14 protein-coding genes and 1 pseudogene are annotated in these 14,765 nt (G+C 59.8%); 4 read left to right on the top strand and 11 right to left on the bottom strand.

What is annotated here, in order from left to right; genetic code table 11:
• Nucleotides 1-109: 109 nt before the first annotated feature.
• From QMX82_RS07755 to QMX82_RS07720, 8 genes are all read right to left on the bottom strand, one after another.
• Nucleotides 110-2,773: a DEAD/DEAH box helicase gene (locus tag QMX82_RS07755; RefSeq protein WP_064306884.1), complete on the bottom strand. Its 2,664-nt coding sequence runs from the start codon at nt 2,771-2,773 to the stop codon at nt 110-112.
• Between the two features lie 40 nt (nt 2,774-2,813).
• Complete coding sequence (locus QMX82_RS07750) at nt 2,814-3,536, bottom strand: hypothetical protein (RefSeq protein WP_064306883.1); 723 nt, start codon at nt 3,534-3,536, stop codon at nt 2,814-2,816.
• 35 nt (nt 3,537-3,571) lie between these two features.
• Nucleotides 3,572-4,132, bottom strand: a complete 561-nt coding sequence (locus tag QMX82_RS07745) for a hypothetical protein (protein WP_064306882.1) — start codon at nt 4,130-4,132, stop codon at nt 3,572-3,574.
• 2 nt (nt 4,133-4,134) lie between these two features.
• Entirely contained in the window at nt 4,135-4,377 is a 243-nt protein-coding gene (locus tag QMX82_RS07740; RefSeq protein WP_007163063.1) for a hypothetical protein, read from the bottom strand.
• A gap of 181 nt (nt 4,378-4,558) precedes the next feature.
• Nucleotides 4,559-5,005, bottom strand: a complete 447-nt coding sequence (locus QMX82_RS07735; RefSeq protein ID WP_064306881.1) for a hypothetical protein — start codon at nt 5,003-5,005, stop codon at nt 4,559-4,561.
• A gap of 41 nt (nt 5,006-5,046) precedes the next feature.
• Nucleotides 5,047-5,310: a hypothetical protein gene (locus QMX82_RS07730; protein ID WP_064306880.1), complete on the bottom strand. Its 264-nt coding sequence runs from the start codon at nt 5,308-5,310 to the stop codon at nt 5,047-5,049.
• A 204-nt stretch (nt 5,311-5,514) separates the two neighbouring features.
• The gene (locus QMX82_RS07725; RefSeq protein ID WP_064306879.1) at nt 5,515-5,847 is read right to left on the bottom strand and encodes a hypothetical protein; all 333 of its coding nucleotides are present in this window, start codon (nt 5,845-5,847) and stop codon (nt 5,515-5,517) included.
• On the bottom strand, nt 5,832-6,098 hold the full coding sequence (locus tag QMX82_RS07720) for a hypothetical protein (RefSeq protein WP_156522258.1): 267 nt from the start codon (nt 6,096-6,098) through the stop codon (nt 5,832-5,834). The genes QMX82_RS07725 and QMX82_RS07720 overlap by 16 nt, the downstream gene beginning before the upstream one ends.
• Before the next feature lie 238 nt (nt 6,099-6,336).
• Between QMX82_RS07720 and QMX82_RS07715 the strand changes: the two genes are divergently transcribed.
• Nucleotides 6,337-6,552 carry an Imm31 family immunity protein gene (locus QMX82_RS07715; protein WP_064306878.1) on the top strand — a complete coding sequence of 72 codons (216 nt, stop codon included), beginning with the start codon at nt 6,337-6,339 and terminating at the stop codon, nt 6,550-6,552.
• A 123-nt stretch (nt 6,553-6,675) separates the two neighbouring features.
• Here QMX82_RS07715 and QMX82_RS07710 read toward each other — a convergent pair whose 3' ends face one another.
• A complete protein-coding gene (locus tag QMX82_RS07710) occupies nt 6,676-8,541 on the bottom strand; it encodes a phosphoadenosine phosphosulfate reductase domain-containing protein (RefSeq protein WP_173150407.1) in 1,866 nt (621 codons plus the stop codon).
• 610 nt (nt 8,542-9,151) lie between these two features.
• Here QMX82_RS07710 and QMX82_RS07705 point away from each other — a divergent pair.
• Nucleotides 9,152-9,430, top strand: a complete 279-nt coding sequence (locus QMX82_RS07705; RefSeq protein ID WP_143075235.1) for a hypothetical protein — start codon at nt 9,152-9,154, stop codon at nt 9,428-9,430.
• 2,311 nt (nt 9,431-11,741) lie between these two features.
• Entirely contained in the window at nt 11,742-12,362 is a 621-nt protein-coding gene (locus QMX82_RS07700; RefSeq protein ID WP_093251033.1) for a tyrosine-type recombinase/integrase, read from the top strand.
• A 117-nt stretch (nt 12,363-12,479) separates the two neighbouring features.
• Here the strand turns inward: QMX82_RS07700 and QMX82_RS07695 are convergent.
• Both QMX82_RS07695 and QMX82_RS07690 read right to left on the bottom strand, forming a co-directional pair.
• Nucleotides 12,480-12,563 (bottom strand): annotated as a pseudogene (locus QMX82_RS07695) (integrase); the annotation flags it as partial.
• Nucleotides 12,564-12,668: 105 nt separating this feature from the next.
• Nucleotides 12,669-13,655: a hypothetical protein gene (locus QMX82_RS07690; protein ID WP_177344779.1), complete on the bottom strand. Its 987-nt coding sequence runs from the start codon at nt 13,653-13,655 to the stop codon at nt 12,669-12,671.
• 478 nt (nt 13,656-14,133) lie between these two features.
• Here QMX82_RS07690 and istA point away from each other — a divergent pair.
• The coding region (istA, locus tag QMX82_RS07685; protein ID WP_282282155.1) for an IS21 family transposase at nt 14,134-14,765 on the top strand (632 nt) is incomplete at its 3' end.

The raw sequence follows: 14,765 nt of genomic DNA, 5'->3' as shown, positions 1-14,765 counted from the left end.
ATCGAATTAGAGAGGAGTTTCAATGCGTTAGGGGGCAGGTTCACACCCTTTAAGGGCGTGAACTGCGAAATATCGACGCCCCGCAGGCTTTACTGCACAGCGTGGACTGCTACGACAAAACGCCCAATCGGCGTAGGGCGGCTTGCTTCGTATCGTGGAGCTTGCCGGCCTTTAGTAGGGTTTTCTGCCGAGATACCCATGAACCCAGCCGCAGGCCGGCAGCTGTCACGTGTTTCACCGGTACCGAGCCGCCGGCATTGGCGGCCAGGTAGTCTTGGAGCGCTGCAAAGTGCTGTTGCCACGCAGCTTCCGCAGGATCGAACGAAAACCCAGCGGCCAGCAGCCGGCCGTGATCCGGATCCTCCGGTTTGTCCTTCAGCCGCGTGCGCTGATTCGAGCACCACCTGCCGAGCTTGTAACCATCGCCAGCCACGTAGGCGATCGGCACATCGCAGTGGCCATGCGCGGCCTTGAACTGCTCCAGGTGCTGCAGGCCCTGGTCGAAGGCCGCACCGAACATCTCCCACACGAAACCCAGCTGATTCAGCAGCTCAATGCGCTGCGCGTCCATTTGGCCGTCGCGGTAGCGCGCGCGCTGGTTCCCGACCCAGGTACCAAGCGCTGTCCCATCAGGCAGCACGAAGTCGAGCGGCACATTCACATGGCCATGCCGTGTACCGAACTCCTGCAGCGCGGCGTAGGCGGCTTCCCAGCGAGCGTCCAACACGCCAGCGCCGAAATCGAAGCCCAGGGCGGCCAGCCGATCGCGCCTGGACAGGTCGATCTGACGGCTGCGCTGGTTCCGACACCAGTCCGCCAGATCGGTACCGTCTACCAGCACCTGGCGCTGGGCGATGCGGAGGTGACCGTGCTGCTCCTTAAACGCCACCAGCGCCTGATACCGTTTCTCCCAGGCGTCGTCGAAGGGGCTCAGGATGAAGCCCAGGGCCTCAAGCAGCTGCTTTTTCCGCGGCGCCAGCCGGCCGATGCGATAGGCCTTGCGCTGCTCGCTGCACCAGTGGCCCAGGGCGAGCCCGTCTGCGGTGACGACGTCGACGGCGGGGGAGGGCGATCCCGTGTCTGCCAGATAGCTGCGTAAGGATTCGTACCCCCGCTCCCAGGCATGCTCTCGCGGATCGAACTCGAAGCCGATGGCCTCCAGCTGCTCGGCACGGTTGGGTGCAAGCCGGCCTAGCCGGTGGAGCGCGCGCTGGCGAGAGCACCAGGCGCCCAGGGTATGCCCACCCGGTGTGCGATAGCTGCGGGCGACCCGGGCGTGGCCCCGGTCAGTCACGAACGCACGCAGGAGACCGTAATAGTGCGGCCAGCTGCCGGCGATGCGCCCTACCAGCTCCGTTGATAGCACAGCCTTGAGGCTGGCGGCCCAGGCGCCCGCGTCGAGACGACCTGCAGGCGCGATGACGTGCAGCTTGTTGAACCAGCCGGGCGACGCAGGCTGTCCGGTTTCGCCCTGGTCTACTGCAGCGCGCTGCACCTCGTTGAGCATGGCGTCGTCCTGCTCGGCGAGCGCCGCCAGGGTCCGCCAGACCGTGGACATGTCGCTGCGCGCCACGGCCTGAATGAGGGACTCGCCGGAGCTCCGCTTTAGGCGTAGGGGTATCAGGACATAGCCGTAGCGCTTGCCCGGCGCCTTGCGCACCGCGCGGCCGAGCGCCTGGACGATGTCGACGTGGCTTTCCCGCCGGTGCATGAAGGCGACCAGGTCGGTATCCGGCACGTCCACCCCTTCAGCCAGGCAGCGTGCGCAGGACAGCGCTGCGCGCGGGGCCCGGCCGTACTGGTGCAGCAGGCGGGTGCGCTGCCACGAGGGGAAAGACCCATCGATGTGGCGCGCCCAGAAGTCGCCGGCGCCGACGGCCTCCCGCAGCGCGGTGGCAAAGCGCTTCGACTGCGAGATCCGCGAGTAGAAGGCGAAAGCCTTTCGGGCGCCGACGTCTGTCATCGCCCGCAGCAACTCCTGGGCATGCACCGCGTAGCGGCGCTCCTCATCTTCCAGCGCTTCGGCGAGCTGCTCGTCGTCCACCTCCTCTACAGAGATGATGACGCGGAAATCGCAGATGATCCCCGCCGCGACGGCCGCGGAGTAGCTGAGCTCGTAGGCAACCGGACCGAAGACGGCCTCATCCGTCATGGAGTAAATGGGCCCGGTACCGGCCGGGCCTTCCTCCTCAGCGATGGCCAACGGCGTCGCGGTAAGGAAGAGGCGCTTGTCGATGCGCAGGGTAGCGTGGTCACTCAGCGCGAAGCTGTTGCGGCGGCCGGCGGCGCCGGCTGTCTTGTGCGCCTCGTCGAGGATCCCCAGGTCAAAGGCAAAACCGGGCGGCAGGCCCTGGGCGAGGGTAGGGGCACTGGCGTAGGTGCACAACACGATCAGGTCTCGACCCAGGGTGCTGACCTTGAGCGCGATCTCCTCAGGCGAGGTAGTGACCGCCACCGGAAGATCCTCGAGCACCTCATGCTCGTCGTCGAGCGTGGCCACACTCTCGTCGCTGCAGACGCACAGCACGCGCTCCAGATCCAGCTCGGCGTTGCTCACCCAGGCCTGCAGCGTCTGGCTGACCAGCGCGAGCGAGGGTAGGAAGATGACGATACTGCGGGCATCGAGCGCCGCGGCGACACCCTGCGCAAGCCGAGTCTTGCCGGTCCCACACGCCATATGCACCTGCAGCCGGGCCCGCCGCTTGAATCCGTCCAGGATGCGGGCGCGGGCTTCGAGCTGGTGGGGGGCGAGAAGGCTGGAGGAAAACTGCATCGGTAGTGGGCGGCGGTGATGTAGTAGGGGAGGGGGGTGATTATCGCACCGAATCGGCTTGTGCTTCAGGTGCTCGGCCGCGCACAGGGATACCGCGGCGCTGACGGGCGCTGGCATAGCGGGCAGGGGTCCCTCCATGCTGCGCCGCCAGGTCCTCATCTGACCAGGTACCCAACAGGCCGGTGATTTCCCTGAGCGGCGTCTTGTTCGAAAGCACCTGCTCGCCGCGGCGGATGGCCTGGATCTGCACCACGCCGCAGCCAGCCCGGGCGGCTAAGGCCTCGTCAGATAGGAGGGGTAGCAGCGCCTGCAACTCGGCCGTCCAGTTCAGGGCGTCGCGGGTCGCCGGAATGCCACGGTCCCGACGCAACTTGCTGACCACGGGTTGAGCGATACCAAGCGTAGAGCCGATCGCCAGGTCGGTGACGGTGCCCAGCATGGCGTCCATCTCTGATCGATCCGGTACGTGCCGAGGGATGCCAAGCCGCGTGCGCACCTGTTGGATCTGGAAGTCGCTGAACCCGAACTCGCGCGCCAGCTCGCCATCCGAGCGCTTTCCGAGTTGCGCTACCTGGTCAGGGCTCAAGACCGCCGGCGCCACGGTAGCGCGTGGAGGTGACGGGATCTCACGCTCCGTGCGCCATTTCCAGATCAAGCGTCGGTTGACCCCCAGTCTCTTGGCCAACTCGGCATCGGGTAGCGTTCCGAGAAGCTCGGCCACCTCGGCGGGCGGGCCATCGCGCTTCTCTTTCCAGGTCAGCATCGGGGCGTTCGACGCTGGGCGCGCAGGACGGCTCTTCACGGTTGGAGCCAGAACGCGAGGTCGGGGTAGGTAGGCAACGGACGGTAAGGGGTAGCGCGGACGACGCAGAAACCGGCGTGCATCAAGCCATGTATGCCGATGTAGCGACGTGCCGCCAAAGCAAGACGGATGTCGCGGCCGCCACCGCTGTATTCCCCATCCAGGATGATGAGCTCATCCGGTACGCCCAGATGGCGGCCGGCAGCCCAGGCCCAGGCGGTGGCTTCTGGGTCGCTCGCCTGCAGAAGCGCTCGAAGTGTCGGGTGATCCGGAGGCAGCTCCGATACCGACGGATCGTGGAACACCTTGCCGATCGCGCGGTGGACGTCTCCGGACAGCATCGCGCGGTAGGGGGTCGGCACTAGCGCCAGGTGGCCAGCCTCGTGCAGCAGTGCCGAGATCGAGCACCGCGGATCCAGGTGCAGCGCCCCGGCAACGACCTCGATATGGTCGATGAAGCCCGATGCGCCCGGGCGCCACAGAACGGTGAGGCCGATATCTGCCAGGAATTCAGCGGCCTTCAGAACGTAGGGGCACCCAGCCGAAAGGGAGGTCATCGTTACTGCACGACGTGCAAGCCGAGGGCCTCAGCTTCGCGCTGCGCCACTTCCGCACTGTCCCAGCAGCCAATCCAGAATTCGATGTCGTCCTTTGGCGCGACTGCAAACGCAGGAACATCGGGCGTGCATTCGGTCTGGTGATAGATCACCACATCGACGCCAGCGAGGAGGTATTGAGCCATCTGCTCGCGAGATTCTGGGAACACCTTGGCTACATGTCTTTTCTGCACTGAATTGAGCATTGGTACCTCGTCCACCATCGCTGGTTTTAGTGATAGGAGCTGGCTTGGGAGTTGAAACGTCCGACCAACCTACTAAGTCGCCTGGCGCGCAGTGAGCCGCCCAAGCAGGCATCCTTGCATTGTGTTATTTCATCGCCGAAATGTCGCGCGACCTCACGCCAGCGATTCACCAGCCTGGCGCTCAGGGCGGCGCCGGGTGATCAGGTAGTTCCCAGCCAGGGAAGAGATCACCAGACCAGCGAACAGTCCGACACCGGTCAGATTGCGTAGAGCCGATCGCTAGGTCGGTGACGGTGCCAAGCAAGGCGTCCATCTCTGATCGATCCGGTACATGCCGAGGGATGCCAAGCCGCGTGCGCACCTGTTGGATCTGGAAGTCGCTGAACCCGAACTCGCGCGCCAGCTCGCCATCCGAGCGCTTTCCGAGTTGCGCTACCTGGTCAGGGCTCAAGACCGCCGGCGCCACGGTAGCGCGTGGAGGTGACGGGATCTCACGCTCCGTGCGCCATTTCCAGATCAAGCGTCGGTTGACCCCCAGTCTCTTGGCCAACTCGGCATCGGGTAGCGTTCCGAGAAGCTCGGCCACCTCGGCGGGCGGGCCATCGCGCTTCTCTTTCCAGGTCAACATTGCGTGGCCTTCAGCATTGGAAGGAGAACGCTCGGCCGGCTTCACGAAGAGCCGAGGCGTGCCATGACATCCTGTTCTATATGCACGAGATACCCACCCAGCAGGCTTGCCGCGGGCTCATCAATGGCCTCTGCATCCAGCAAGCCAACCAGATAGCCTTTGGCGATTAGCGCAGCCTCAGTGGCTGCGGCTGGCGTTGGGCTCGCCGATACCGCGGTAAGCTGGCGGTACCAATTTGCCTTGATACGCTTACTTAGCTCAGGAATCTGGGCTTGCCACGTAGCTTTAAACCCTTCAATGCCCATTTTTCTCTCCATTACGTCTGCAGATGCGGGTTCGCATCTTGATAGAGTTAACGGCCCATTAAGGCCTGTGGTAGGTACCTACATCGCGGAGATCTCGGCCAGGCATCAATGCCCTGCGCAACTAGGTCCCCAAACCGCCGCTGGCTTCATACCGGTGACTCGCCAACCTGGCGCTCGGGGTGGCGCCGGGTGATCAGGTAGTTCCTAGCCAGGGAAGATCATCAGACCAGCGAACAGTCCGACACCGGTCAGGTTGCCCCCCTGCAGACGCCAATGCGGCTGCTGATAGGCCATGGGACCGTCTGGCATCTGGATCGTCAGTGGCGGCTCGGGCAGCGTGATGGTCCAGGTACCGTCGAGGTTGCCCTCGGCTCTGCCTCTGACCTTGCAGCTAGACGCACCGTACGACTTCACGACCGCGCAGCGTTCCTTGTCCAGAAACACATCCACCGGATCCATGATCTGCATGGCGAAGCCGAGCCTCATGAAGAAGGCTAAGCACATGGCCGTCCAGACGATGCTCAGGAGAAAACGCATATCAAATCCGCCGTCGTGGCAGCAACGCGAGCTGCGAGAGCTGGTCGGTCGGTCGAACGCGCGAGGTTCCAGAGCAGTGCAATGCGCTCGGCGACCAGGTGGCGCGTCTCGTCGTCATGGCTGTAATTGTACGTTGATGTGCACAGTGCGACGTGCCCATTGTCCAGTCGTACGGTCCGGCCCTGGAATCCTGTCGTGCCCGCTGATAGGCGGATCAGATGCTCGATTTTCTGGCGGGGATCGATGGACATGACAGTTCCTACGTTCGATTGGCTGAGCTTGTCTTTAGAGGGCTAATGGCGACCCGCGAAGGCTGTGTCGGTATGGCTAAAGCATGGCACGAGCGCCCAGAATGCAAGGGGTGAATCCACGCCCCCAGACGGACTAGACTCCTGGGTCACTCGACCGGTCGGTGACACGTGCCAGAGCCCTTCGAATCGGTGAGTCGCGTTCCTGCGGCCGACTTTCTTCTGCGAGAGAATCAACCAGATGGCGGAAACCATAGGCTTTTTTCAGGAGGTCGAAATCTGCAACGCTGATCACGAACACTATGGGAAAAGGGGCGTGATCTTGGGTATCAGCGAAGAAGGCGAAAGGCTGTTCGGCTACGCTATTTTGATTCACGGCATGAAAACCACGACCTACTTCGAGCCGACCGATTTGGCGGTCACAGGAACAGAGTTCCCCCGAGAGCAATTCTATTGACGGGCCTCTCTGTCCTGCCGCAGCACTTCGGGCACCAGTCCACTTCGCCGCTGACTCCGACCCTTTGTTCACCCTGGGCGCCTCCTGAGCTGCCGTTTGACGTTTGTAGGAGAAGCGCCAAGCCTAGAAAGCCATCAGGTACTGGCCAGAGTCTGTCACCGCGGGCGCCGGCCGTTCGGCCGCCTGCGGCCGGGCAGCTGCAGCAAGCCTTTCGGCGGACGCCGCATACGCGCGCAGCCGCGCAGCCAGCGCTTCTGGATCGTTGAGTACGTCGCGCACGCCCGCGCGATGCAGCTGATTGCCAATCCGCAACATGCGATCCCAGGAAGAGTGCCCACCCTTCTTGAAAGAGACCACACCGAAGCGCGCCAGGTAGTGAACGACCTCTGAGGGATAGACGTCCGTGTGCGGGCCGTAATACTCGAGCGCGCGGTCGAGCTCGAATTCGTAGAACAGCTCCACCCCCTCGTCGTCGATATCGAATTCCTGGGTCTCGTTGACGTGGGTGTAGTAGACCCCGCCCTTGTTGATCACATGCTCGGCGCCAGCGGCTGCAGCGCTTACCGAACGCAGGCCATCATGGAAGCCGGTGAAATGGCGATCCGCGAAAGGCACCTGGATCGCCTGGCCGACCTTCAGCGCAGACCGCGGGTGCTCCTCGTAGGCCTCAGGAATCGTGTACCGGCGGCCGCGCTCGCAGATCTCGCGGTATTCGTTGAGCGCGGTGAACGGGCGCTGGTAGGCGTAGCGCCCCCAGTACAGGTCGATCGTAAGGATCTCCTTCATGCCCAGCAGCGTGAAGCGCCGCGGCTTGCGGTTGGCCATAGCCCAGTCGGCCTCATCGGCATCGATCGTCAGGGCATAGCGCAGCAGCTCCAGGCAGAAGTCCGGCGAATAGGCGTTGGCGGCGATCGTCAGGTAGCCGGTATCCGGATCGACAGTGCGCGACGCCCAGTTGCGGGCCGCTGGATCATAGTGGCGGGCCTTGAGGTAGTTGCGGAAGTCGTTCAGGGGCTTCATCCAACGATGCTTGCCCGACTCCTCGGCCAGCATGTTCTCCATGCTGCGATCGGTGCTCACGCGCAGGCAGCCCCAGCACCCATGACGGCTTCCGCACGAGGTCTTGCGCTCGGCGCCGCCGTCACGGATGAACACGTTGATCATGCATTCGCCGGCCGCGTCCCGGTAAACATCAGTGAGGCGCTTGAAGTCGGAATAGGTTTGAAAGCGCTCGTTGGTGACTTCAGCCAGGAAGCAGAAGATGTCCTCGGTGGTGAAGTCGGCGATCGGACTCAGCACCCAAGTCGGGGTCTCGCCAGGCTTGGCCGTGTTGACAGGGACATCGGCGCGCTCGCCGCGGGCTTCCATGTTCCGCTCGCGGGCCGCCGATTCGTCCCGGCGGGTGCCGATCAGCAGGACCAGGTCCTCGTCCCGGAAAGCCTTGCCCAGTTCGGCCTTGATCTTGGCGCGGATCTGGCGTTTGGTGCGCTCCAGCGGCGCCTTCTTCAACTGCTGCTGGCATTTGGCGCTGTTGCCCGGAAGGCTGGCCACCGTACGGCCGCCGATCATCGACACCAGCCAATTTTCGGTGAGGTTCGGCCGGCAGATCCACACCCGTACCGGCAGCGCTTTGGCCTTGGCATAGGCGCGAAGGGCCTTGATCTCGCCCTGGGCATAGGCGTGCACCACCGGGTTTTCCATCAGGGTGTCGCTGTTCATGACGTGCAGCTCGGGGACGGCGAACCCCTCGGCCTGCAGCTCTTCCATCGCTCGCAGGGCTAGCGCGACCATGACGCTGCTGTCCTTGCCGAAGGACGATGCGGCCACCAGGTGCTTGCCCGCCTGCAGCAGACTTTTCACTACCGCGACCGCGGCCCGCACCTTCTCTGCCAGGGAGGCCTCCACCAGCCGCGCCGGCGCCGTGATATCCAGGAGGCTGATGGCCTGTTTGTCAGCGGGGCGGAAGAGGGTAGGGGCGACGTGCTGCATGGCGGTAGCTCGAAAGTCTTGAGGTACCTTCAAGCTACCGGCGATCTCCAGAATGCAAGTCTGGTGTCAGTTTCCGACCCATAGCTGCCGTTCAGGCCCGCAATTGATCGCCAACACCGTCTCTCTTGACCTGCCTTAGTTGAGCACGTCCGCTGGCTGCGGGACCTGTGCTTCCCTGTGTCGATCAGACATTTGGATCTGCGATGACTTTGATTCCCTGGCCACCACCGGCGTCTGCTGACTTCCAAGATCGGCGGCGTCTCCGGCGACTTAGTCACTGCGGAGAGCTGCTGTGCCCACCTGAAATAGCGCGGCAAATGCAAGTGAGGTCTATACGCCCGCCTGTCTGATTGCAGGGAGCGGCAAACTGATCTGTAGATGCAACTGCGCTAGCTCGAAGAGTTTTTAATCTGGAAATTTCACCTGTATTTCACGCTAATTTCACAATCAGGACCTAAAAACGCGCCGCGCCTCATGGGGGCAGAATATTTACACCTGTCAACATGTAAATGACCAATCGAGACATTGCTTGTCGGCGACTAGTGGTAGAACGTGCTCCTCGTTATCACGATATCTTTTACAGCAATAGGTACTGCTCGGGAGCTCGTCGATGACTCGTTATCTTCCTATACCTGCATCTCTTGATCGAGATTATTTACTTGGCGTTCATGTCCTCTTGTCACAAAAAATTGACCGCCTGCGTGCTATGGACGTTAGAAGCCCTGACTTTCAGCAGCAATTACGTCACTTCGAGTACATTACAGCGAGAGTTCTTGATTTAGTCGAAGAATTGAAAATTAGGCTTGCTATTGAAGAGAATCGCATTCCGGAGTTGAGTGGTGGGCTCATGCTACCAAAGCGCAATTATCGCTTGATGAGCGACTCATAAAAGCTTAGAGACAACTAGCATGCATGAGAGTCACCGCGCAAGCAGTAATATATCCATTGTTACAGCATGGTCAGAACCTTCGGAATTGCCTGAACATCCGCGTTTAAAGCAGCCTCATGTATTTGCTATTCTTGAAAAGCTTAATAGGAGTCTTGCGTCCGCCCAGCGGCAGCATGTGATTGATATTAAAAAGTGCTATTCTTCGTTTAGCCGCGCGACTATTGATCGGCTGCTGGAGAAGCTGCAGCATACTTAAGATTATGATATATTGATTAATGTGTCTCACTAGAAATTTTCTTCAAAATAGACCAAGGTAATGCATATGAGTCCTCACTATACGCTTGCCCACTCGCAACAATTAGCAAGTAAACTGTCACGCAAACTCATTAACTATACGTTGCTAGTAAGTCCACCCGCTCCTGATGGCGCTATCTTCGCGCACTTTTATTCGCCCTCCAACAATCGCGCACTCACAATCTCCTTTGATGCACAGACAATCCATAAAGACGATTATATTCGCGAGCGGCTATCTACAATTTCGTAGGAGTCGATATGTTAGCCACGAGAAGCTAGCGGTGTTGCTAGCCCTGGACGCGGTCTTTATCGCCTCAACCTATACTCGTCGCTTTCTAGCGGGGCTCCGGGCGTAGAGCCAACCAGCTTTCTTCCTGCTGCTCGGTCTGAGACTGGCTGGGTCTATCTGTCCTGACTTCACCGTAAGCTTCCTGCAATGCGGCTACCTCTCCATTGCGACTAATCTTGGCGGCGGCCGCAATTACGTTCGCCTTCACTGCAGGCGCTGGCGTCTTCTGGGCAGTCAAAGCAACCTTGGTGGTCCGGCGCCAGTCCTGTGAGCAAATGGGGCGGATGGCGGCATTGGCAGTGATCTGCTTGATGCGTTTAGTCCGAGCGCGCTATGGATGGCACTGCCCTTCCCATGCCTTCTATCTTTCTAATTCGTAGCGGCATCACTAGCGCCGACTTTTTCATTGCTAGTCTTCTACTTTCGCCTTTCCGCTCCATCCTCTGTCGCGCGCAATCGGTGAGCCATGTACGCGTTTTAGTGGCCTACGGGCAAAGTTCGCCGCGGATACTGGCCGCAATGGATTCCATCGAGCAGATGTCAAGGATCGATAATGCTGACCCCTTATAAGAGGCTGTCTTACCGGTAATGTGGTTTCGAACGATAAGGACCCGATCATCCGGATCATGAAGGCTTCGTCTAAGGGACACTTCGAAATCGGATGGGAAAAACGCCTGGACGTAGGCATGTAACCTTAGCTGCTCAACTTCATAACGCATGGCTTCATCCTTATATGATCGATGCGTCCAGGCTACCTGCGCCAGGTACGCTTCGATCAAGCGTAAGCGTTAAGCAATTTTTTCAGTGGGAAGCTTTCCTGCTATGTAGGGGAGATGTGCTCAGTCGCTAGTCTTATCGCTACCTCCTCTACCAATTCCTTGGTGAGCTGAGTGAGGTCTTCGAATTCTCGGAGAATCTTAGCCAGCTTAGGGTCATCCATCCTTAATCGGTGAAGCTCATGGAGACGGGCATTGAGGTGGCGATGCACGCAGAGCAGGTATTGCCGCGACGGGCTATCTGGTATAGGTAAGAAGCTTTCCATGACGCTTTCTCCAATGCGTGATCCACAGTTGGTTATCGTCCCACTTTCTGCATTGTTTAACGGCCGGCACAAGCGAGCCTTTTGTGCTTTTGGGGTACTGAAAAGGATCTTTCTGATCTGAACGGCGGAACCCCGTCATATGGCTCACCGGCAACGGTATGGTGCTTGCTCTATGTCAAGTTCCCCTCCGGGATCAAGTCAGCGCTTGCAAACGATTGCCCTGAACCATATCTGCTCGAGCGCCTGATTACATGGAACAACCCTCGGGCGTCCAACCTAAAGCGCTAGCGCTCCGGTCAGCCGTGTGTCATGGATGATGACTCGGAAATAGAGCTGCAGAAACTTGTAAAGCAAGGGCGGTTCACGACGGTGAAAGGAAGATCTACTTTTATGGTAGATTGGGCCAGTCCATGCGAGCAGTGAGACCAAGCGTCCACTGATATGTGCCTCACCGCTTTGCAGCAATAAAAGCGATAGCGAACCAGCCTCTAGATTTCGCGTGTCATCTGATTGCGTACTACGCGTCATCGCCTAGCCTGCTAGTGGTCACATCTGTCACCGGGGTCGTTATCCGAAACTGAAGGCCGTTTCTGGCCGTTTCCACCTCGGTGGCCGGCTGATGGGACGGATAGCTCCGTCCCATGGTCGGGCCCATGCTTGTACACCCTCACTGAGGAGAACAAGCCATGAAAGCGATAACAGTCGTTAGCCGCGAGCCTTGGAACAAGGGAAAGCTCGTTGGTCAGAAAGCCCCGCTCAGGATTAGGGATATCTGGGCTATCCGCGTCAGACTCCAGCTTGCGGAGAAGACCAGGGACTTGGCTCTTTTTGACCTGGCAATCGATAGCAAGCTGCGCGCCTGTGACCTCACCAGACTGCGCGTGCGGGACATAGCCCACGGGGAGCACGTCTCACCGAGAGCTATCGTGATGCAGTTAAAAACTCATCGTCCGGTGCAGTTTGAGATCACAGAGCAAACACGCTCAGCGGTGGAGGCTTGGATACGCCATGCCAAGCTTCGAAGCGAGAATTTCCTGTTCCCAAGTAGGCTTGCCCACTCCGAGCATATCTCCACCCGACAGTACGCACGGATCGTCAAAGCCTGGGTGACAGCGATTGGTTTGGATCCAGCCTTGTACGGAACCCATACCCTGCGGCGAACCAAGGCGTCGCTGATCTACCGCAGGACAAAGAACCTTAGGGCCGTACAACTCTTACTGGGCCATACGAAGCTGGAGAGCACTGTCAGGTACCTTGGCATCGAGGTGGACGATGCTCTGGAGATGGCCGAACAGACAGAGGTTTAGCCGCATGACCTGGCGACGGCTGCGGGGCCGTCGCTATCCGACCCAAAGCTGCGGTCGGGGGATGGCAGCCAATGGCCAGTTAGCGACTGGTCTAACTTTAGCCGGCGCTACACAAGATCAAACGTCAGTCTGTTCCGCCATTTCTAATGTGTCATCAACCTCAATCCCCAGGTATGGAACAGTGCTCTCCAGCTTCGTATGCGCGCACCTACTGCTTGCCTAGGTGTCGCAGACCCGGGACCGTGAGCTACAAATTCACTCGACGCCGCTTGCGATGGAGGTCATAGAACGCATCTGGGTAGGCTATCAACCGCTAGACCGGCGACGTTTCGCCAGCCGTACCGAGCGGCGCTTGTTTCGCCACAAGCGGCGTACGTCGCCAAGCGGCGCGGTACCAATGCGGATGGACCAGTATGCCCACCCGGTGGTAGTCATCAGGCCACGGCGCTGCTTTTGCTCTTCCAGTAGCACCAGCTCCTTGATGTACCGGTAAAACCCGGCATCGCTGAGATAGTCGTCGTTGGCGCGCTCGACTGCTCTGTGCCCTAGTCCGGTAACCATATCGAGAATGCACGCCACAGGTAGGACGCACGTGGCTATCGGTACCACGATTATCTGGAACAATGCCGAGTAGGCGAATGAGAAGTCCGACCAGAGTGTTGGAATCGCAGGATAGAACGTTTCCTTGTCGATGAGGGCCACGACCACTGCCGCTATCACAGCGAGAAGCCCACCCAAGTACGTCGCGAAATTGCCTGCACTCGGGAGGCTGAAAAAGTGGCGTGTACGAAGGGTTGCGGGGCTACCGGCGCGTTGCTCAAGAGCCTGACGCCACTCCCATTGTTCGATGAGCTCTTTGGCCAGCTGGGCAAAGTCTTCTCGGCCAGCGAATTGTTCGGAGATCATTCGCCGCTTCGCTCGATCCGTTGCCGCCATGGCCTGCCGGATGCCCAAGATTCTCTTGCCCGGGTGATTTCGGGCGAAGCGACGCCGGTCGACCTCTATCAGGATCTGGGCGAGGCCCAGCAGCATCGGGATCTCCCAAAAGAGAGTCCAATAGGAGAGATTGGCGTAGGTCGGAAGTTGCAGATAGACGTGGTGGTAGAAGAAAAGCGCTATCGACAGGACGACAAGCAACATCGATGAGGCGAAGAGGATAAAGATTCGCGATCCCCAGACGAAGCTAGGTATGAGTCGGAATTCCCGTCGAAAGGTCTTAACGTGGTGGGCCACGGTCCGCATGGCTAGCTTCCCTGCTTGTTGATCGCTGAAGATATTCCAGGGCAATACCATGTCACCAGCGACGCTTGTCCGTCCGTGGCCATAACCGCGACGACTGGCTACCCATTCGCCGATAGGTATCGATCCGTTGCGGCCGGATCCGAGCTGATGAGCCAATCACCTTCTGCTGGAACGGCGCGGATGCTGTCCACGCGGTTGAGCGGTACCCGGTAGGTCTTACAGGACCTGAATGCCTAGACCTCAGCGTCACTGGCGATCTTCATGTCTATGGCATCCTGCATAGTGGCGACCTGGGTGCTGGCGTACTGCAGAAGCAGGGCGCGTTACCGGGTAGCCAGGTCCTTCGCTGCGGCCAACTAGGCTGCCTCGTTCATATTGAGATTTCCTATAGAAGCGGCGAGATTCAAGGCTGACTGTTGCCGCTGACCGAAAACTGACCCAGTAGAGGCTGTTCTGCCGACTGAAAACTGACCCAGGTGTTCAACTGCTTCTGCTCAATTTTTGAGCAGGAGAACACAGGGTGATCAGTATGGAAATGATGGGCAAAATTCGCCGGATGTATTTCCGCGACAAGCTGTCGCTGCATGAGATAGCCAAGCGCACCGGGTTGGCGCGCAACACGATTCGCAAGTGGGTCAGAGCACCTGAGGCCAAGCCGCCGATCTACCAACGCCGCGCGATCTTCAACAAACTCAGCCCTTTTCACGCCACGCTGGAGCAGGCGCTAAAAGCCGATTCGCTGCGGCCCAAGCAACAGCGGCGCAGTGCCAAGGCGCTGTTGGCGCAAATCAAAGCCGAAGGTTATGACGGTGGCTACAGCCAGCTCACCGCGTTTATCCGTGCCTGGCGAGGGGGACAGGGCAAGGCGTCGCAGGCCTTTGTGCCGCTGACCTTTGCTCTTGGCGAGGCGTTTCAGTTTGACTGGAGCGAGGAAGGCTTGCTGGTCGGCGGCATTTACCGGCGTATGCAGGTGGCACATCTGAAGCTGTGTGCCAGCCGTGCGTTCTGGCTTGTGGCGTATCCGAGCCAGGGCCATGAGATGTTATTTGACGCCCATACACGCTCGTTCGGCTCCTTGGGCGGCGTGCCGCGCCGGGGCATCTACGACAACATGAAGACCGCCGTCGACAAGGTCAATAAGGGCAAAGGCCGGGCGGTGAA

It is taken from the genome of Pseudomonas sp. PS02302 (assembly GCF_029959585.1).
Classification (GTDB): domain Bacteria; phylum Pseudomonadota; class Gammaproteobacteria; order Pseudomonadales; family Pseudomonadaceae; genus Chryseomonas; species Chryseomonas aestiva.
Note: the sequence above shows the minus strand (reverse complement) of the source record. Positions and strands in the feature narration are given on the sequence as shown.